Raw genomic sequence first — 19,821 nt, 5'->3', positions numbered from 1 at the left:
CCTCAACGGCATTAGATTCGGGGCCGACCATGTTTATGATCACGAGTCCAAGCGACTGAATATTTTCGCCAAGGATCTTGCCGAGGGCGGGTGACACCCGTATCATGTACGGCTCCTTCGGGGTGTAGCTCAGTCTGGTAGAGCGCTACGTTCGGGACGTAGAGGTCGCAGGTTCGAATCCTGTCTCCCCGACCAAGTGATAGAACAGAGAAAAGGCTCTAAAAGCCGCAGAAATGCGGGACTTTAGGGCCTTTTCGCTGCTCCCGGCGACTTGCCCAGGGTTCTGTAAACACTCATGACCTTGGTTACGCGTAGCGGCACTCGAACTCTACAGGCGGCAAATTGCCATTGGAACCATGGCAACGTTTGAGGTTGCGACGTCCTCCCGCTCTGAGTACCAGTCGGATTTAGGGTGGGTCACCGCCCCTTCCATCCTCGCCAACTGTGAGATGCGCCGCCGTCCGGTCTGGGCATCAATTTTACGCCCAATTTTACGTCCGCCAGCAAAAAGGGCCGCTTTCGCGACCCTAACTGTTTGAATCATATGGCGCCCGAAGTTGGACTCGAACCAACGACCCCCTGATTAACAGTCAAGTGCTCTAACCGGCTGAGCTATTCGGGCGGGGAGCCGAATTGTATATAGGTGCTCGATGCCTGACAAGAGGCAGGCGGCCGGACAAGGAAGGGGTCACGAGACCACTCTGGAGGGTCACCAACAGTTCGCCGCCGCCGCAGTACGTGTGCCGGCCTGATCCAAACCGAGTGTGCCGCATGTCGCATCGCTCTGAAGCGCTGTCGGAACCGCGTTCAGAATGAAAGTCGTGGCGGCGGGCTGACCTTTCGCATAATCAATCTTGTAGAACTGCGCCAGGTCCGGGCAAGCGGCCGCCGGCGCAGGCGCCCCGACATAGGTCATATTCGCAGTGTAATAACGCTCCATCAGCTGAGCCGCCTGCTGCAGACAGACCTCCGCCGCCGAACGACGCGATTTGACGATGGACCACTGGTAGCTGGCGAAGGCAATGCCGGCCAGGATGCCCACGATCGCCACCACGATCATCAGCTCGATCAAGGTGAAGCCAGACTGCCGGCGCCGTGCCGGTAGAGAAAACTGTCGCATCAATCTTTCCTCTGAAGTTCGCGCCAGGATACGCGCTTCATACCGAGCGCGCTGCTGTTGGTGCCAAAGGTAGTCGTAGTGCCATTGTCCAAGCCGACCTGCATCTGATTACCGATGAAGATCGGGTTGTTGGGACTACTGTTCAGGCCAACTCCCGAAACCGGAACGCCATTGAGTGTATCGCCGCTGCCGGAACCGCCGCTGCCATCCAGATCGAAGAACGACTGCGGCAAGCGTCCGCCCGTAAATGGATTGATCGCCATCACGAAGCCCTTGCCACTGGGACTGCACACATCACCGGAATCGGGAATACGCGTGGTGCCGATCAACGCCGTTCCCTGGAAAAAGTTGGAGACCACCATGCGCTCGCCCTGCGGTATCCGCGGGGTATTCGGCAGCGCCGGAGGCGACAGCAGATCCATGTACCAGCCATCCTGGCCAGGAGTCGGCTTGTCGTCGATCACCCGAACCGGATAACCATTGACCACACCCTCCTGCAAGATGTTGACCTGATTCAACGTAGAACGGCTGGAAGGAATCGTACTGCCACGATCAATGAGGCCGTACCAAGTCTGCACATCTTTGTTGCTCAGATCGGCAGTGGACAGATACTTGCCGGTCCCGAAAAACACCCAACTCAGCCCTGTGGCCGGATCCTTCGCCGCAGCCGGGGCCGCGGTGATCGGCTGCACAGTGCCCCCGTAGGTTGCACTGAACAATTTACTCGGCGTGCCGGTAATGCCGCTCATGCTGAAGCGCCACATGTTGCCTTGCAAATCGCCGGCATAAATTCGGTCGATGATGAAATTATTGTTGGAAGACCACGCCAGCACCGGCGACAAGCCATTGCTCCCCTTGGCATTGGTGTTGATAGTCGTCGCCGCGCCGGTCAACACGTTGACCAGCACCAGAGTGGCCGAATCGGCGCTATTATTGGGGCCGTTGCCCAGCATCACGTACCACTGGCCATCGACAAGCTGCCCGATGATCGGTTTGCCTAGGTTGTTGCCTAGCGCAGGGATGTCCGTGGATGTCTTATCCCAGAGCAAGGAAATGTTATTGGGATCGGTCACATCCAGTGCAAACATGCCCTGTCCTCCCCGCCCCATGGTACCGACCAAGACAGAGCGCCAGCCATTCGCCACCGTGTAGACATCCGACACGGTGAGCTCGCCATCGACATAATAGCGGTGCTGGTAATTCGGATCGGTATAGTCCAGCAATCCGGTCATCGCCGCTTTCGGCACGAAAGCGAACTTCTCGACACCTGACGTGGCATCGAACGCATGCAGCATGCCGTCATTGGCGCCTACGTACAGCATCGGCGTGCGCTTGGAATTATTGGCAGCGAAAGCGGCATAGCTGCTGGCGCCGGTGAACTTCGCGGCGCTGTAGAGCTGAGGATTGGGTGCGGCCACGTAGACCGGCTGCGAATCGACGATATCGCCCATGATGCCGGTACGCGCACGAAGATTACCACCAGGAGTGCCACCTTTTTCTTGGGAACGGTCGCCGCGCAGATAATTGATCTGATTTTGCGTGGCCGATGCCAGCGGCGTGTTGCTCAGATTGCCGTAGGCAAAGTCGGCCATGCTGGTAGTGACCCCATCAACTTTGGCGAACTTAATCGTCCGGGAACTCCACAGGGGAAAATTCGCGTTCGCGCTCCACGCCTGGGTCAGCGCACCGGTGGTTTGATTGACGTCGTAGGCAACCACATCGCCACGCCAAGTGCCGCTGTAAAACAGGGATTGATAGACCCTGGCACCGGATTCCAGCTTGCTTGTATTACTGGCGAGCGATGCGGCGGAGCCTACGACTTGCTGGATGATGTGCTCGAACGCATTGCGCAGGCTGGCCAGCATCTTGCTCGCGTCACCAACGCCGTAATAGTTGTTCGCCTGTTTGAACGTGGTATCCCCGTTGACGTAGGAACTGCCGTCCCACCATGTAGAGTCTGGCAAGGGACCCAGATTGGTATCCGGATCGTAGCCTTGCGGCACCTGGAAACCGCCATATTTCGCCGCCAACCAGAATTGATTGGTGGCTGGCCCGTAGTATTGATTATACTCCACAGCATCCACCCAATACGTGGACAGGGTCTGCATGCCAGGCAAGCCATTCTTAGCAGTGTCCGGACGCAAATCCTTGGTATGCGCATCGTAGGCGAGCGCCGCGATGAAAGCGGAATTACCAGATCCTCCAGGGTTGAATTGACCGCTGTTTGTACGGGCCGCCGCCTGGGCTGGGCTGAGCCCCTCCTTCTGCCAGATTTGCGTCATACGCGTCATCACGTTCACGGTGTTGTCGGCGGACACTTCCGGAGGCTTGGGCGGCTCACCTGCCAGGTTGGTATTGTTGCCTGGCAGATTCTTATCGTAGTGGGTATTGGTATCGCCAATACCCAAAATCACATTGACCTGACAACGGTAGGCAATAGGATCGTCCCAGTTGGTAATGACCGGAAAACCGTCAGCCTGCTGATACATGTTCAACGATGAACCACTCAACGCCGAATACGCCGCGATGTTGCCCTGGTTCTTGAAATAACGGATAGCCGCGTAGTAAAGCTCGCTGACATCGTCGAAGCTTTTGATGTTTTTTCCAGTATTGAGCTGGCCGAATTTGTTCAGGTAATTGATGACACCACTGTTGACGATGGGATTGGAAGCTCCAGCAATCGTGTTCGCGGCATCGGTAGCATCGGGATTTTTGTAGATGATGCCGGTGCTTGGATCCCACTCACTGGCCGCATTGAGAAGCGTCCCTTTATCGGGATTGTAGGTATAGGGACCAACGAACTTCTGCCTAGCACGCAGGATCCCGCTGTCGGCACCGGAACCCTGCTGGATGTCCACATCCTTGTAGCCGAAGATACTGTAACGGACCCGCTTGGAATACTCCTGAATCAAGCCTTCGGGCTTGTAATTACCACTCGGATAGGCAACGCAATTATCCTCTAGGTAGGAGATTCCCTTGCTAGCATCGCAGACCTTGACCCGAACCGACACCTGGAAGATCAAGGTCGAATCCGGGACGCACCCCCTAGAAAACCCGCATGGCGTACCGTCCCTGGGATTGACATTAGCTCCATTCAACGTATGGACGCTTGGATTGTAAGGAATCGGCGTGCCAGGGTTGCTGATGCTGAAGTTGGTGTTGTTGAAGTTGGTGTTGTTGCTGAAGTACATTTGGTTGCCAAGACCATCAATCTGCATATTGAAGTTCTGCCAGCGTGCAGGCGTACCACCCGCGATAAGCCCCGGATTGTTGCTGATCGTACGCCGCGGGAAATCGCCAGTCGACGGCCGATCGGCAATCGCCTTTTCCAGAATGGTTTCGGTGGTGGTATCGCGCGAACGGTAACCACCGGTCAAGGCCGAGCGGAACGGGTCGATGGTCTGGGTAGCGGCCCAATTCAGAAAATTACCGGACCATAGATTGCTAGAACTTGGGCAAGCATAACTATTGCCCGTCAGCAAGCTGACAGGATAGAAGTAACGATCCGTTTCGTCGCTGGCGTTGTAATGGTATTGATAGCACTTACTGGAATCGAAATAACCAACGAACTTGACCGTAGGGGAATAGACGTCGGACAGATTCGCCTTGCTGATGACGGTGGGGTATTCGGTCGACGCCACGAATGCCAGGTTTCCCGGCACCGCGCTCCCCAGATACAGCGGCGACTGCGAGACATCCACATCCGCGCCAGCGCCACCGGCGGTCCCGATCAACACGCCTGCCACCACCGCAAGGAGCCAGTCCCGGCATATCGCGTTCTTTGCTCGATTGCTCATACAGGGATCCTTACTTGACAGTGACATTGGTCTGCAACACGACGATGGCGCGACCACTGGCCGAGGCCGGGCTGACGCTGCGCGCAATGACGCGGTAGTAGCTCTCCATCGAGGTCCCGCCGGTCCCGCCGTATTGGTTCTGGTTGATGCTCGACCCCAAACTCAATTGGTCTTGGCTGGTGCGCTGCCCCAGATACTGGATGTAATACTGCGCCGGACCCGCCTGCCCCTTCGGAGTCACCGTTCCGTTCACCCAGCACTCCTTCGCGCCCACCGCACAACCGCCAGTTGTAGTGTCGTTATAGGTATTGGTAGGAACGGCCGGGCATACGGTCGCGCCACCGGAACAATTGAAACCGACGGTGTTGCCATTGACAGCGTTTGCCTGGATGAAGTTCTCGGCATCGCGCAGTGCGCCTTCGGCGGCCTGGAAGCCGAGGCTACGGTCGTACATATTGGACGACATGCGCTCCTGCAACAGGGTGCTGCGTAGCACCGCCAAGCCCAACAAGGTCATGATCAACAGCAACAGCAGAACGACGATCAGAGAAATACCGGTTTGCCGGGTTGGAGACGGAGAGATGTTCATGGGTTCCGGTTCCTGATGCTCACGGTCGTGCTGAAGGTGCGGGACACTGCCGGCGGCTGGCCCGCGGCCACCGGGTCGTTGGAATTGACGGTCATGACGATCCGCACGGCGATCACATTGGCCCAGTTGTTGGCATTGCTCACCACGCCCGCATCGACGTAAGCGGTAGCGCCGCTCACTAAGTACGTGAACTGCAGGTCGGTGACGCCTTCGGCGATTTCATTATTGGCAGACGCCCCACCCGGACCGATCACCTGCTGATACAACGACGTGCCGACCTTCGAGCTGGCTGTGGCAACGTACCAGCGCACTGCTCGCAGCTCGGAGAGGATGGAATTCATCTCGAACGTGTAGTTGTTCACGCCAGTGGCGCAAACAGACGGCAGCCGCCCAAGCTGATTGCACGCATTGAGCGGGGCCCCAGCATAGCTAACGGCTGTGCTGGCGACGAGACCGACCTGCAGCACCGCAAGCTGCTGCCGGTCGCACAGCAGCATGATCGCGTAGGAATGCAGATCGGGCGCCGCCGCGTTGAGGGTCAAGGTCATGGTGACCGGATCGTGCGCAGTCACGGTCGCGCCCCCCGTACCGGCGGAGAGCATCTGGATCACATCGGTGTTGTCCGCAAGCCTGATCGGAGGGGTGAGCTTGAGGTCTGCCGGACCTCGGTTTTCGTAGCCACTCAACGGCATCGCCCAGTTCGTCCACCACAGACTGGTGGGATTTTTCAGCACGTTGACCACCGGCAGCCCGGAATCGCATTGATTGCCGCCGGCCTCGCGGATGTCCTGCGCCATCATTTCGAAGCCGGTTCGGGCGGTCTCCTGGATCCGACTGAGGCCTTCGGTCGCAGAGTAGGTCTGGCGGTTGGAAATGAAGATCCCGATCGCCGCGCCGACCACCAGCAGGCCGAGCAGCATCGAAATCATCAATTCGATCAGGTTGAAGCCCGATTGGCGTCGTGGCCGCTTATGGATAAAAAGAGGCTTCACAGTTCGGTCACCGTTGCTAATGTCTGGGTCGCGCTGCCGTTAACGCCACCCGCGTTCTTGCCGCGGCTGTCGTCCCATTGCACGGTGATCGTGCAAATGACTGCGCCCTTGGGATTGGCTGCACAAGCAATGGCGCCGCAGGTTCTCTGATTATCTCCAGCTAGGCTGCCACTGATCGCGGTCTTCAAGCCGTTGAGCCATAAGGCTTGGTCGCTGGAGATGATATCGGTGGCAGTGGGTGCGTTGCACAGCATGCCGGTGGTGTTGTAGCCACTCTTTATCGCCACAGCACGGTTGGCACGCATCGCATCGAGAATCGCATAGGTTTCCATCACGATCTGGCTGCGCTGCAGCGCGCTCTGGTTGTTGCGCAGCGCGGTGGTCTGCATGGCCGCCACCCCCAGCATCCCCACGCCAAGAATCAACACCGAAATCATGACCTCGATAAGGCTGACGCCTGCCATGTGTCTACCGCTGTCGAACCGTTTCATCGTCTCTCCGCTTCCCGAAACCGACTTAGCCGGTGGTGTTGCACGTGCCGTTATCGCTGGACGACTGAACCCGGATACGGCTGCCGCCGAGCATCTCCACGTTCCTGACGTTGTTGGGTGGACTGGTGGGATTGACAACCGGCATACACACCGCGATGACCATCGTCAACGGATCGCCAGCGTTGTTGCGGGCGACGCCGTCGGCACCGAAGGTCAGCCTGTCGTTCAAGCCATCGAGGACGTTGCTTCGAACGATCAGGTCAGCGCGCAAGGTACTCGTGCGCAGGACGGTGCCATCGCGGGCAACGACCAAGAATCCAGTCCAGTTACCGCCGGCGGCGCAGGCTTTGCCATTGTCGCTGCGGCACAGGCTCACACCACCGTTCAGGCGAACCGCCTCCGAACGCGTCAACTGCAGCGCGGCAACCAGTTCGTTGGCGGTACTGGTCAAGCGGTTGCTGCGAATCAGCGCGGTAAAGCTGGGCACCGCCAGCGCCACCAGGATCGCCAGGATGGCGATGGTGACCATCAATTCGACCACCGTGAAGCCACGCTGCCGCGCCGGCTCGACAAGAGCGCGCTTCCCATGAACTACCATAGATCCCCCATCTCTATCCCCAGGTTAACGCTAGCGGCGGGGCTCCCGATCCGCCAGCCATTGCCGACGAATGGCAGCAATTCAGGGGTAGACGGCCCGTGCGCCGGGCAACGCCAGCCGGCATGATGTGCCTCCGTGCTCACCCCGCCGCCTCACGATGCCCGCTTCCGCCTATTCCAACGATCAGTTGCAGGTCCTCAAGCAGCCGTCCACCCTGATCTGGATCGTGATGGCGGGCGAGTGCATCGCCGCCATTTTGGCCCTGACTCCATTCCCAGGCACCAGCACGACCAGTAATCGCTGGGTGTATTTCGGCCTGGCGTCGCTGGGCATCCAGTGGATCGCGCTACTCACCCTGGCCAGTCTGCTGCTGTTGCGCCGAATCCTGGCAAGGCGCGGATTTCTGGCGATCACCACCGCAACGCTGTGCCTGATGCAGGCGCTGACCTGGCTCATCAGCGGACTCGTCCTGTCGACCTTCGGCGATTATTGGCAGCTCTCTACGGGGTCATGGCTGACGCTGTCGCTGCAACTATCGGGCATCGCGTTGCTGATCGGCTTACTGGGCATGGCCGCGTTGCACAATCATGTACGCATCAAACAATTGGTGGAACGCGCCAAGCAGGCCGAGATCGACGCACTCGCCGCGCGGGTCCAGCCGCACTTTCTGTTCAACACGCTCAACACCGCGGTGATGCTAGTGCATCGGCAGCCACAGCAGGTGGAGCAACTGCTGATGGACCTGTCGGACCTGTTCCGCGCCGCGTTGGCACGCCCCGATCTGGTCGACCTGCAAGACGAGATCGATCTGGCCAAGCGGTACCTGGACATCGAAGCCATCCGTTTCGGCCCGCGCCTGCGCGTGCACTGGACCCTGCCCCACGCCATTGCGCCGATACGGATTCCGCGACTGTCGCTGCAACCCCTACTGGAGAACGCGGTTCACCACGGCATCGAATGCGCCCCCGAGGGCGGCGAGATCTGCATCGGCATCGACGAACGCAGCGACGCGCTTGAAATCAACATCCGCAATCCCCTGCCCCCCAGCGGCGCGGCGCCGCACCTCCAACGCGGCCACCGCGTTGGCCTATCGGCCTTGCGTACCCGGCTGGAGAGCCTGCAAGGCGCCTCGCTACGCACCGCCAGCGATGGCGACAGCTTCGTCGCCACGATCCGGATCGCGCTCAGGTCATGACCCGGTAGCAAGGCCGGTACTCGCCGGAGATCTTCATCCGACGCTGTTCGACGAAGGCGCGTAGCAGCGCGTCCAACGCCTGCATCATGTCCGCATCGCCATGAATTTCGAACGGTCCATGCTGCTCGATACGACGCACGCCGTCTTGCTTGACGTTGCCGGCGACGATGCCGGAAAACGCGCGGCGCAAATCCGCCGCGAGCACGTGCGGCGGCCGGCCATGGTGCAGATCGAGGGCCGCCATTGCCGCGTGCGTCGGCTCGAACGGACGCTGGTACTCCAGTGGAATGTGCAAGGACCAGTTGAAGTAATACGCGTCCCTTTGTTCCTTGCGGTGCGCGCGTACCTGCTGGATGCCAGCGGCCATCTTGCGCGCCACCGCGACCGGATCGCCGACCACGATTTCGTAGCGGGAAGTGGCTGCCTCGCCCAGGGTCAGACGCAAAAAACGGTCGATCTGCGCGAAGTACGGCGCGGCGATGGTCGGGCCCGTCAGGATCAGCGGGAACGGCAAACCCTGGTTTTCCTCGCGCATCAGGATCCCGAGCAGGTACAGGATCTCCTCGGCAGTGCCGACGCCGCCGGGAAACACGATGATGCCGTGGCCGATGCGAACGAAGGCCTCCAGGCGCTTCTCGATGTCCGGCAGGATCACCAGATGATTGACGATCGGGTTCGGCGATTCGGCGGCGATGATGCCCGGCTCGGTGAGGCCGATGTAGCGGTTATCGTACTTGCGTTGCTTGGCGTGGGCGATGGTGGCGCCTTTCATCGGCCCCTTCATCGCGCCCGGGCCGCAACCGGTGCAGATGTCCAGCCCGCGCAGACCCAGCTCGTAGCCGACCTGCTTGGTATACAGATACTCCTCGCGCGAAATCGAATGGCCGCCCCAGCACACCACCAGCCTCGGGTCGTTGGGCTGCAGGATGCGCGCGTTGCGCAACTGCCCGAACACGGCGTTGGTGATGCCTGCGCTGGATTGCAGATCGAACGTCGATTCCAGACCGAGTTCGATGGACATGTAGGCCAAGTCGCGGACCACGGCGAACAATAGTTCGGCCACACCGTTGATGATCTCGCCATCCACGAAGGCCATCGCCGGGGCATTGATCAAATCGATACGCACGCCACGGTCGCGTTGCAGTACCTGGATATCGAAATCGTGATATAGATCGCCGGCAGCACCAGGATCGTCGGAAGCGCTGCCGCTGGTCAACACCGCCAACGCGCAACGCCGCAATCGATCGTGCAGACCACCGCTGGAAGCATCGCGTAACCGCGCCACTTCCACGCGCGAGAGAATGTCCAGGCCGCCGCGCGGGTAGATCCGCGCATCCACTACCGGCAGCGTATGCGCCGCCGTATTGCTGGTCGTCATATCGGATGTCGTGTCGTTGTCGTCAGCCGGCGACTTTAACGTCAGCCACCACAAAAAGAAAACAGCCAGGTCGCCCTGGCCGTTTCCCACGCTTCAGCTTGCGCCGCGATCAGAACTGATAGCGGAAACCCAACTGCAGCGACCACTGCGACACGCCGGTGTTGAACCCATCGGCATCGGCATTGGCCGCCGTCGGCTGATCGGTGTACAGGGTGTTGTACACGTACTTGCCATTGTAGATGCCCTGCAAGTTGGCGACGCGGGCATCGGCGTAGAAGCCATAGTCGTAGATCCTGCCCCACTTTTTGTTCAACAGATTGCCCACATTCTGGATGTCCAGCCACAGCTCCGACTTGTGCCCCTTGAAGAGGCCGGGCAACTGCTGGCTGATGCGCACGTCGAACGTATTGATCCAGGCGGAGCGGAAACCATTGGCTGGAGCGTAGCTACCAGCGTACTTGGCCAGCTGCGGGTTCTGCGCCAACCAGTCGAAGAACTGTTTCTGCAGCGCCGGATTGGCGGTGAACGCACCTGTATTGCTGAGGCTACCGAACAGCACGTCGCCCGGCCCCTTCGGCACGTAGAACAGGTCGTTGGTCGAACGGCCGTCGCCGTTGGCATCGCCGTTGAACAAATAGCTGTAGGGACGGCCACTGCGGCCTTCGTAGACCAGACCGACGCGGGTCTCGTAGTCGCGGAAGAACATATGCTTCCAGTCCAACGAACCGGAAATACGGTCCTTGATCGCATAGCGCGATTTGTTTTCGGTTTCGGAATTGGCGTTGAACGCGTACTGGTTCCCCCAGCCCGAGCTGGCGGTGGAACTGGTCAGCGAACCGACTTCGGTGGCGTGGGTGTAGGTGTATCCCAGGCTCCAGGACCAATCGCCGCCTTCGCTGAACGGCTTGGACAGCGACAAGGTCAACTGCTGCGTCCTGCCCTTGTCGGTATTGTCGATCAGGTAGACATCGCTGTAGCCGGCGTTGCGGCCGAAGCGATTATTGCCGGCCGCCCATGGACGGCCAGTCTGCGACGGATTCCAATACAGCGCGCGGCCATCCGGACCGTAGTAGGCCGGGCTCGGATCCTGACCCGGTGTAGCGACGGAACCGATGTTCAGGCTCTTGTAGTACAAGCCCTCCTTGACCTTGGTCACCAGCACTTCGGCCGACGCCACGATGCCGTTCCACGGCAGTTCGTGGTCCAGTGCCAGGTTGGCCTTGTACAGCGACGGCAGTTTGAAATCCTTGCCGACGAAGTTCACCCCCTGGGTGGCCGAGCCCGGCGTGGTGGGAACCGGCTGGGTGTTCTTATTGGCCCTGAACGGCAGGCGCGGATCGTAGGTGGTGAAGCTGTAGGCGTTGTAGTTGAAACCAGTGTTGGAGTAACTGTTGGCGATCCACACCTCCGGCGCATCGCCCTGGAACAGGCCTGCGCCGCCGCGCAGTTGGGTCGGGCGCTCGGTGTCGAAGGTGTAGTTGAAGCCAACGCGCGGCTGGATCAGGAAGCCACCGCTGAAGGTCTTGCTGTTGTCGTAGCCGAATGCAGCCTGCGCACCCGCGTTATAAGCCGGATCCGGGCTGACGCCGGGACGGTCGCCACGCAGACCCAGGGTCAGGGTCAGGTTGCTATTGACGTACCAGGTGTCCTGTACGAACAGGCCAAGATTGGTGTTCGTGTAGTTGGCGGCGATCGAACCCGGCGTACGCTCCTGGTTGAGTTGGTAGGAACTCCAGCGGCCGCTGGCGAAATTGTCCAGACCGAAGAAGCTGTACACGCCCCAGCTATTGCGACCGTACAGGTCGTAGATGTCGTTGGTGCTGTAGTCGACGCCAAACTTCAGATTGTGATTGTCCAGAGTCAGGGTGCCCGCACCGTAGTAATTCCAGGTCTTCGTGGTGAGGATATTGCCCTGCGAATTGGCCTCCGTGCCCAGGTACAGCACGTCGCCGGTCGGGTTGGCGACCGCGCCGCCGAAGTACACCGCAATGCTCGGCGCGTCGGTCGGGACCACACGGATCGCGGAGTAGTCGCGGTAAGACACTTTGAACTCGGTGGAGAAGTTCTCCGACCAATCGCTGAACAACTGACCGACGTAGCTCTCTACACTCTTCTGGTGCTGGTACCAATAAGAACTCAGCGACGCCTGACTGGAATTACCGGCGCCGTTGATGCGCAGCTTGCTCTGGTCCAGCTTGCTGTAACGGAAGCTGGCGCGGTGGTTGTCGCTGATGTTCCAGTCCAGCTTGAGCGCATATTCCTTCAGATCGGTGTTGCCGTCGCTGTTCAAGCTACCGGCGTCGAAGCCATAGTTTTTAGCGATCTGCTCCGCGCGCGTCACATCGGCCATGCCGTAACTGGCGTTGGGCTTGCCCAGCGCCGTGCTGCCCAGATCGATGCCAGGCGCGTCCTGTTTGAACTTCTCGTAGTTGGCGAAGAAGAACAGCCTGTCTTTGACGATCGGGCCACCGAAAGTCGCACCGTAGGTCGTCTCTTTATTGAAACCATTGAACTTGCTGCCATCGGGATTTTTACCGAACCAGTCGCCATCGCGCATGGAGCCGTAGACCGAACCGTGGAATTCGTTGGTACCGGACTTGGTCACCGCATTGACGGTGGCACCAGCGGCGCTGGCGCTACTGACATCGTAGTTGGACACGTTGACGTCGATGGCTTCGATGGCCTCCATCGACACCGGCTGACGCCGGGTGGTCATGTTGTTGCCTTCCAGGCCGAAGGTGTCGCTCGCCGAGACGCCATCGATATTGATCGCGTTATAGCGCGGGTTCAAACCACCGGCGCTGATCGTGCCCGAGGCGCGATCGACAAAGGCCACTCGCGGGTCCAAACGCATGTAGTCCTGGATGTTGCCATTGATCGACGGCAACGCCTCGATCTGCTCGCGACCGACGTTGGTCCCGGCACCCATTTTGGTGGCGCTGAACACTTCCGAGCCGCTGGCCGCAACGACGGCGTTGACCGTCTCCAGCGTGGTCGGCGCGGCCATGTCGCCGGTCAACTCGGCATTGATGCTGGCGGTCTGATTAACGCCCAGGTACAGGCCATCTTCCGTCTTGGTGCCTTCGCCCGGCTTGGTGATGGTGATGGTGTACGGACCGCCGACACGCAAGCCGCGCGCATTGTAGCGACCGCTGGCATCGGTGGAGACCCGGTTGACCGTGCCCGACTCGACGTGGGTGATGGTCACCTCGGCACCGGCGACCGGCTGGCCAGCATGGGTCACCAAGCCGCCGACACCGGCGGAGGTACTCTGGGCGAACACGGGCGCAGCAGCGAGCACTGCGACCAAGCCCAACGTGAGCTTGGACATCCGCAGACGGGATTGAATCATTGCAAAAGCCTCAATGGAGTTTGACGAAATGCGCATAGCACACCGCGCTGGTGCGGGCGCACGGCAACGGAAGCAGTGAAGAGGCGTTCCCACTTGCCACCCCGCAATTATTAACATAAAATTAACACCGTAAGGGAGAGAGGGTCGTGTTGCAGAACCACGACAATTCGACACGAACGGACATGGATAAGGACGCAAGCCCCCAGTCATCTTGCTATCGATGGCGTCAGTGCAGCGTGCGCCCCGGCCGCACAGCGCCGCGCATGGGCCAGGTGGTCCCCGCTTCTTGCCACCTCGCTCGCCTGCCGTGGCAACGGCCTGACCCGCGCGCGCCCTTGCCGCCGCCTATCGGGCAACCACCGCGGACAACACCCACGGCCCGCTAATGCGGGAAGCACTCAACCGGCAAGCGGGGATTTCAGATAGGTGCTGATTCCATCCAGGAACATCTGCACCGAAATCGCCACCAGCAACATGCCCATCAACCGTTCGACCGCGGTCAATACGCGCATGCCGAGCAGCTTATACAACAGGGTGCCGGAAAACAGCAGCGCCGAGGTTGCCAGCCAGGCCAAAATCAACGCTAGGCTCCATTCGCCCAGGCGCGTCGGCTCATTGCTGCCCATCAGCATCACCGCCGCCATGCCCGACGGGCCAGCCACCAACGGAATCGCCAGCGGCACGATGAAAGGTTCACCTTCGGGAAGCTCGCCCAGCAGCCCTTCCGGCCGCGGGAAGATCATGCGGATGCCGATCAGGAACAGCACGATGCCACCGGCGATCGCCACCGATTCCTGGCGCAAATGCATCACCTCTAGAACGTACTTCCCCCCCCAAAGGAACCCCATCAGCACCATCAGGGCGATCAGCAACTCGCGCGCCAGCACCACGCGCTGCCGCTTGCCCGACAACGGCTTGAGCACGCTGAGGAACACCGGGATGTTGCCCAGCGGATCGAGGATCAGAAATAACAATAGTGCCGCCGAGAGAATGGTCATACCGCAGGAGTCCAGGTGGTGCCGCCATGCACTGCGCCGGCAGGGGACAGCAAATCCACGCAGGCCGCGGCGTAACGTGCGGGATCCACCGCGTCGAGGTCTTCGTGATGGGTATAGGCGCGCGCGCGCAACGGTGTGCGCATCGGGCCAGGCTGCAACCCCGCCACACGCACGCGCGAAGCGGCCAGTTCGCTATGCAGGCTCGCCAGCAGACCCCGACGTCCGTACTGGGCCGCGCCGTAGCCTCCCCAGTAGGCTTGGCCAACACGCGCCGGGTCGTCCAATGCGAACACGATGGCGGCATCCGGCGCCTGCCGCAGCAGTGGCAGACAGGCCTGGGTCAACCAGGCCGGAGCCGTCAGACCAACGTGAATGGCACGCGCGAAATGCGCCGGATCGGCATGCTCGAACGGCGTCAGACCAATGAAATCGGCCGCGCAGTGCAGCAGCCCGTCCAGACGCCCCAACTCCGCCTGCAGGCGCTCAGCCAGGGTCGCATAGTCCTGCGGCGTGGCCCCCAGCAGGTCCAGCGGATAGAGCAGCGGTGGCGCGGCGACCGCGGCGACCGCATCGTAAACCCGATTCAGCCGCGCAGGCTTGTGCCCGAGCAGAACCACGATGGCCCCGGCCTGGGCGCAGGCAAGGGCCGCAGCGCTACCCAGACCACCGGCTGCGCCGGTGATCAGCACCACCCGCTGGGCCAGCACGCCGGCCTGCGGCACCACCGCCTGCATCACGACAGGTAAGCCTCAGTCACAATGCGCTGCAACTCACCGGACTCGAACAACTCCAGGGTGATGTCGCAACCACCAATCAATTCACCATGGATGAACAACTGAGGAAAAGTCGGCCAATTCGAATAACGAGGCAGATTGGCGCGAATTTCCGGTTCATCGAGCACGTTGATCGTATGCAACCGGTCGGCGCCGGCAACCAACAACGCCTGCAGCGCACGGCTGGAGAAACCGCACATCGGATACTGCGGCGTCCCCTTCATGAACAACACAATGGGATGCCGTTCAACATCGGCCTGGATGCGCTCCATCACCTGCATTGCGGGTTCTCCTCACTGTTGCTGGGGCGAAAGAGTGACCTCGACGATCGACTAGACTTTCGCATCGCCGCATAGTGTAAGCCCTGCGCGTGATCGTACCGAAACACGCGCACCCCGCCACCGAGGATCCATGGCCATCGAACTCGCCCCGCTGCCCTACGACCACAGCGCACTGACGCCGCATCTGTCGGCGGCGACACTGGACCATCATCACGGCCAACACCAACGCAGTCTGGTGGAACGGCTCAATGCACGCATCGCCGGCAGCGAATTGGCCGATTTGCCGCTAGAGGATCTGCTGCGGCGCGCACAGGGCCACCTGTTCGAAGAGGCCGCCGAGATCTGGAATCACGCGTTCTACTGGCGCGGCCTGCGTCCGCGCGGCGGCGGCGAGCCCGGAGGAGCGCTTGGCGAACTTCTGACCAAGCGCTTCGGCGACATCGCCAGTTTCAAGACCGAGTTCACCCGCATGGCGCTGAGCGTGTTCGGATCGGGCTGGGTCTGGCTGGTGCAACGCCCGGACGACAGCTTAGCCGTGATCGTCACCGCCAATGGGGTGTCACCGCTAACTGGCCACGATGTCCCGCTGCTCGCCTGCGACATTTGGGAACACGCCTACTTCATCGATTACCCCAACGACCGCGCGCGCTACCTGGAGGCGTTCTGGAAGCTGGTGAACTGGGAGTTCGTGGCAACCAACCTGCGCTGAGATCGCACCCGCGACGCAGGCAGCACCGGGAGGCCGGCACCCGCAGACAAGCCCCCTGGACCGGCCACAGATCGACAGCGATTCGACAACGATGACGCTGGGTCAGCGCTGCCCACGCAGCGCGGCGATCACCGGGGCGACCTGGGCCTCACGTTGCAATTGCGCACCGACCGTCTGCAGCGCCTGCGCGAGCGCCTCGGCCGCATCCTCGCGTAGCGTGGCGTGGCCGACCTTGCGTCCCTCGCGCGACTCCTTGCCATAGTCGTGCCAATGCCCACCGGGCTGGGCCAGCACCGGCGCGGCATCGGGCATCGCACCAATCCAATTGAGCATGCAGGCATGGCCACACATGCGCGTGGACCCCAGCGGCAAGCCGAGCACTGCGCGCAGATGATTTTCGAATTGCGAGGTCTCGGCGCCTTCGATGGTCCAGTGGCCGGAGTTGTGCACGCGCGGCGCCATCTCGTTGGCGAGCAACACCCCATCGCGGCAGAACAACTCCAGCGCAAACACGCCGACGTACTGCAGGCGCTCGGCCAAGGCCCGCGCATGCGCGACTGCCGCCTGTTCCAACGCGGCATCGGCCTGCGCCGGAGCCAAACTGGCCGACAGCACGCCTTGGACATGCCAGTTCTCGGTCAGCGGCCAGGTGCGGAATTCGCCATCGCGGCCACGTACCGCCACAACGCTGATCTCACGCTGGAACGGCACGAACGCCTCGACGATCAAGCCGACACTCGACGCCTGCGCGCCCAACGCCGCCCAGGCCGCATCGGCATCGGCCACGGAGGCGATGCGGAACTGGCCCTTGCCGTCGTAGCCAAGACGGCGGGTCTTGAGAATGCACGGCGTGCCAACCATGGCCAGTGCCACATCCAGCTCCTCGCGGCGATCGACCGCGGCAAACGCGGGCACCGGGATGCCCAGTTCTCGGAACAGAGTCTTCTCGGCCAGGCGGTCCTGCGCCACTGCCAACGCATCCGGACTGGGGAAGACCGGCACCTGTCCCGCCAGCCACTCGGCGCTGCTGGCCGGCACGTTTTCAAAGTCGAAGGTGGCCAGATCCACCTTGGCGGCGAAAGCGGCCAGCGCCGCCGCGTCGCGGTAATCGCCAACCTGCAGCGGGGCGACCTGGCCGGCGCAAGCGTCGGCCACCGTATCCAGCATGGCGAAGCGCAGGCCCAGCGGCGCACCGGCAATCGCCAGCATCCGAGCCAACTGCCCCGCTCCCAGAATACCGACCGTCGTCATTGGCGCGGATCGTCCTTGGCCATCACGTCTTCTGTCTGGCGCTGGCGAAACGCGCTCAGCGCCGTGGCGACATCGACATGCTCGGCCGCCAACATCGCCGCGGCGAACAGCGCGGCATTGGCCGCGCCGGCATTGCCGATAGCGAAGGTGGCCACCGGAATACCCGCCGGCATCTGCACGATCGACAGCAACGAGTCCATGCCATTGAGCGCCTTGGACTGCACCGGCACGCCCAGCACCGGCACTACCGTCTTGGCCGCGAGCATGCCCGGCAGGTGCGCGGCGCCGCCGGCACCGGCAATGATCGCGCGCAGCCCACGCGCCGCCGCCGCCTCGGCATAGGCGAACAGCACATCCGGCGTGCGATGCGCCGACACGACCTTCACTTCATGGTGCACACCCAAGGCATCGAGCTTCTCCGCTGCGTGCTGCATGGTCTCCCAATCGGAGCGGGAGCCCATCACGATGCCGACGAGCGGCGTGGTTTGTCTGGAGGCCATGGCCGTCCCCTGCCTTAAAGACGTATTCTAGCCGTCTTCCACGCAAGACGAAGACCGGATGGACCGCAAACTCCTCGACCTGCTGTGCTCGCCCGACACCCGCCAACCGCTGGCACTGCTGGAGGCGCGCGGCCTGGAAGCACTGAACCGAGCCATCGCCGCCGGCGGGGTCAAGCGCGCCGATGGCGGCGCACAGACCCAAGCCCTGCGCGAAGCGCTGATCACGCGCGACCGCAAGCAGGTGTTTCGCGTCGAAGACGGCATCCCGGTACTGCTGTCCGAAGAGGCGATCGCCACTTCCCAGCTCGCCGACTTCCCGGCCAAATGAGCCCCGACACGGCGCGACTCCAGCCGCCAGCACAGCACCTGATCGACGCCGATGTGGCGCGCGCACTGGCCGAGGACCTGGGCAGCGGCGACGTCACCGCCGCATTGCTACCCGACCGCGCCGACAATGCCTACCTGCTGTGCAAACAGGAGGCGGTGATCGCTGGCCGGCCCTGGTTCGACGCCTGTCACCGCACGCTCGATCCGCAAGTCAGGATCCAGTGGCGCGTGGCCGAGGGCGAACGGGTGGCAGCAGGCACAGTGCTAGCCCTGTTGCACGGGCGCAACCGCGCCCTGGTCAGCGCCGAGCGCGCCTCGCTGAATTTTCTGCAGACCCTCTCCGCCACCGCGACCGTCACCGCCGCCTACGTGGCCGCGGTCGCCGGCACCGGCGCACGCATCCTGGACACCCGCAAGACCCTGCCCGGCCTGCGCCTGGCGCAGAAATACGCGGTCCGTTGCGGCGGCGGCAACAACCACCGCATCGGCTTGTACGACACCGTGATGCTGAAAGAAAACCACATTCATGCCGCAGGCTCGTTGAGCGCGGCAGTGGCTACAGCACGCGCACAGTGGCCACAACTGCCCCTGGTAATCGAGGTGGAAACCCTGGACGAGCTACGCGAAGCCCTCAGCGCCGGTTGCGAGCGCATTTTGCTCGACGACTTCACCCCGGAACAACGCCGCGCCGCAGTGGCGATTGCCAGCAACGAATTTCATCAGCGCGGCATTCCACTGGAAGTCTCCGGCGGCGTGGACCTCGACACGATACGCGCGATTGCCGAAGACGGCGTGGACTGCATCTCCATCGGCGCGCTGACCAAGCACGTGCAAGCGGTGGATCTTTCGCTCAAGCTGGGTTCGCCCCCGCAGTAACGCGATCGCTCGTGCGCATGCAAGATGGTGGTCTGCACAACAGACGCCCATCAACCAAGCCACAACGTCGCATCACGATTCAGGCGATCAGGATTGCCCTCTTGCCCGACGCCTGGTTACAGTGGCCGCATGCCTAGTCTGATTCTGCTGATGATCGTCGGTGCGGCCGTGTTCGCGTTCTGGAACGCCTCGCGTGCCGCCGCCGAACGCGCCGAAGTCCTCGGACGCAACGCCTGCAAAGCCGCCGACGTGCAATGGCTCGACCAGAGCGTACACGGCACGGGCCTACGCCTACGGCGGCTGCCCAACGGTTGGCTCGGCTTCGAGCGCAGCTTCCGCTTCGACTATTCCTGCGACGGCGTGGACCGGCACAGCGGCCGTCTGGTGCTGCTCGGGGATCGACTGATTACTTTCGCCGGGCCATCTGTCGCCACCGTGACCGCGCTGCATGAGGCGCGAGCGCCCCACCAATAAGACGATCCAACGCAACCGGTCATGCGTGCCATACGTGACGCAGCCCCTCCGCGTCACAGCGACGGTATCCAACGCATGGATACGCACGAAGCCGAGAATTCGGCCGGCATGCGCAAGCGC

General features: G+C 61.6%; 18 protein-coding genes and 2 tRNA genes. 6 read left to right on the top strand and 14 right to left on the bottom strand.

What is annotated here, in order from left to right; genetic code table 11:
• Positions 1-118: 118 nt before the first annotated feature.
• Positions 119-195 (top strand) — tRNA-Pro (locus tag XalbCFBP2523_RS00420).
• Between the two features lie 350 nt (positions 196-545).
• Here XalbCFBP2523_RS00420 and XalbCFBP2523_RS00415 read toward each other — a convergent pair.
• The 7 genes from XalbCFBP2523_RS00415 to XalbCFBP2523_RS00385 all read right to left on the bottom strand — a co-directional run bounded on the left by XalbCFBP2523_RS00415 (position 546) and on the right by XalbCFBP2523_RS00385 (position 7,587).
• A tRNA-Asn gene (locus XalbCFBP2523_RS00415) sits at positions 546-622 on the bottom strand.
• Between the two features lie 87 nt (positions 623-709).
• Positions 710-1,120, bottom strand: coding sequence for a type IV pilin protein (locus XalbCFBP2523_RS00410; protein ID WP_045765619.1), 411 nt, complete (start codon positions 1,118-1,120; stop codon positions 710-712).
• Positions 1,120-4,917 carry a pilus assembly protein gene (locus XalbCFBP2523_RS00405; protein WP_045765618.1) on the bottom strand — a complete coding sequence of 1,266 codons (3,798 nt, stop codon included), beginning with the start codon at positions 4,915-4,917 and terminating at the stop codon, positions 1,120-1,122. Before XalbCFBP2523_RS00405 ends, XalbCFBP2523_RS00410 begins: the two co-directional genes overlap by 1 nt.
• A 10-nt stretch (positions 4,918-4,927) precedes the next feature.
• Entirely contained in the window at positions 4,928-5,506 is a 579-nt protein-coding gene (locus XalbCFBP2523_RS00400; RefSeq protein WP_045765617.1) for a pilus assembly PilX family protein, read from the bottom strand.
• The gene (locus XalbCFBP2523_RS00395) at positions 5,503-6,498 is read right to left on the bottom strand and encodes a PilW family protein (protein WP_268989560.1); all 996 of its coding nucleotides are present in this window, start codon (positions 6,496-6,498) and stop codon (positions 5,503-5,505) included. The genes XalbCFBP2523_RS00400 and XalbCFBP2523_RS00395 overlap by 4 nt, the downstream gene beginning before the upstream one ends.
• Complete coding sequence (gene pilV, locus XalbCFBP2523_RS00390; RefSeq protein ID WP_045765616.1) at positions 6,495-6,989, bottom strand: type IV pilus modification protein PilV; 495 nt, start codon at positions 6,987-6,989, stop codon at positions 6,495-6,497. The genes XalbCFBP2523_RS00395 and pilV overlap by 4 nt, the downstream gene beginning before the upstream one ends.
• A gap of 25 nt (positions 6,990-7,014) precedes the next feature.
• On the bottom strand, positions 7,015-7,587 hold the full coding sequence (locus XalbCFBP2523_RS00385) for a GspH/FimT family pseudopilin (RefSeq protein WP_080928073.1): 573 nt from the start codon (positions 7,585-7,587) through the stop codon (positions 7,015-7,017).
• Positions 7,588-7,744: 157 nt separating this feature from the next.
• On the opposite strand from XalbCFBP2523_RS00385, the gene XalbCFBP2523_RS00380 reads away from it, so the two are divergent.
• The gene (locus XalbCFBP2523_RS00380) at positions 7,745-8,782 is read left to right on the top strand and encodes a sensor histidine kinase (RefSeq protein ID WP_012915793.1); all 1,038 of its coding nucleotides are present in this window, start codon (positions 7,745-7,747) and stop codon (positions 8,780-8,782) included.
• Here the strand turns inward: XalbCFBP2523_RS00380 and ppnN are convergent.
• From ppnN to grxD, 5 genes are all read right to left on the bottom strand, one after another.
• Positions 8,772-10,160, bottom strand: a complete 1,389-nt coding sequence (ppnN, locus tag XalbCFBP2523_RS00375) for a nucleotide 5'-monophosphate nucleosidase PpnN (protein ID WP_045765615.1) — start codon at positions 10,158-10,160, stop codon at positions 8,772-8,774. The two genes, XalbCFBP2523_RS00380 and ppnN, sit on opposite strands and share 11 nt — an antisense overlap.
• A 109-nt stretch (positions 10,161-10,269) precedes the next feature.
• Positions 10,270-13,491, bottom strand: a complete 3,222-nt coding sequence (locus tag XalbCFBP2523_RS00370) for a TonB-dependent receptor (RefSeq protein WP_045765614.1) — start codon at positions 13,489-13,491, stop codon at positions 10,270-10,272.
• A 419-nt stretch (positions 13,492-13,910) separates the two neighbouring features.
• Positions 13,911-14,510: a YhgN family NAAT transporter gene (locus XalbCFBP2523_RS00365; protein ID WP_012915790.1), complete on the bottom strand. Its 600-nt coding sequence runs from the start codon at positions 14,508-14,510 to the stop codon at positions 13,911-13,913.
• Positions 14,507-15,244, bottom strand: coding sequence for an SDR family NAD(P)-dependent oxidoreductase (locus XalbCFBP2523_RS00360; protein ID WP_045765613.1), 738 nt, complete (start codon positions 15,242-15,244; stop codon positions 14,507-14,509). The genes XalbCFBP2523_RS00365 and XalbCFBP2523_RS00360 overlap by 4 nt, the downstream gene beginning before the upstream one ends.
• Positions 15,244-15,564, bottom strand: a complete 321-nt coding sequence (gene grxD, locus XalbCFBP2523_RS00355) for a Grx4 family monothiol glutaredoxin (RefSeq protein ID WP_012915788.1) — start codon at positions 15,562-15,564, stop codon at positions 15,244-15,246. The genes XalbCFBP2523_RS00360 and grxD overlap by 1 nt, the downstream gene beginning before the upstream one ends.
• 130 nt (positions 15,565-15,694) lie before the next feature.
• Between grxD and XalbCFBP2523_RS00350 the strand changes: the two genes are divergently transcribed.
• A complete protein-coding gene (locus XalbCFBP2523_RS00350; protein ID WP_012915787.1) occupies positions 15,695-16,273 on the top strand; it encodes a superoxide dismutase in 579 nt (192 codons plus the stop codon).
• A gap of 102 nt (positions 16,274-16,375) precedes the next feature.
• Here XalbCFBP2523_RS00350 and XalbCFBP2523_RS00345 read toward each other — a convergent pair whose 3' ends face one another.
• On the bottom strand, positions 16,376-17,524 hold the full coding sequence (locus XalbCFBP2523_RS00345) for a 5-(carboxyamino)imidazole ribonucleotide synthase (protein WP_045760626.1): 1,149 nt from the start codon (positions 17,522-17,524) through the stop codon (positions 16,376-16,378).
• Positions 17,521-18,024 carry a 5-(carboxyamino)imidazole ribonucleotide mutase gene (gene purE / locus XalbCFBP2523_RS00340; RefSeq protein ID WP_012915785.1) on the bottom strand — a complete coding sequence of 168 codons (504 nt, stop codon included), beginning with the start codon at positions 18,022-18,024 and terminating at the stop codon, positions 17,521-17,523. The genes XalbCFBP2523_RS00345 and purE overlap by 4 nt, the downstream gene beginning before the upstream one ends.
• Positions 18,025-18,082: 58 nt before the next feature.
• On the opposite strand from purE, the gene XalbCFBP2523_RS00335 reads away from it, so the two are divergent.
• The 3 genes from XalbCFBP2523_RS00335 (at position 18,083) to XalbCFBP2523_RS00325 (ending at position 19,701) form a co-directional block, all read left to right on the top strand.
• Positions 18,083-18,352, top strand: coding sequence for a Trm112 family protein (locus tag XalbCFBP2523_RS00335; RefSeq protein ID WP_012915784.1), 270 nt, complete (start codon positions 18,083-18,085; stop codon positions 18,350-18,352).
• Complete coding sequence (gene nadC / locus XalbCFBP2523_RS00330) at positions 18,349-19,227, top strand: carboxylating nicotinate-nucleotide diphosphorylase (protein ID WP_045765612.1); 879 nt, start codon at positions 18,349-18,351, stop codon at positions 19,225-19,227. Before XalbCFBP2523_RS00335 ends, nadC begins: the two co-directional genes overlap by 4 nt.
• A 129-nt stretch (positions 19,228-19,356) precedes the next feature.
• Entirely contained in the window at positions 19,357-19,701 is a 345-nt protein-coding gene (locus tag XalbCFBP2523_RS00325; protein ID WP_012915782.1) for a DUF3301 domain-containing protein, read from the top strand.
• Positions 19,702-19,821: the final 120 nt, after the last annotated feature.

Source organism: Xanthomonas albilineans (genome assembly GCF_002939705.1).
Taxonomy (GTDB): Bacteria; Pseudomonadota; Gammaproteobacteria; order Xanthomonadales; family Xanthomonadaceae; genus Xanthomonas_A; species Xanthomonas_A albilineans.
This window is presented reverse-complemented; position numbering and strand designations above follow the sequence as displayed.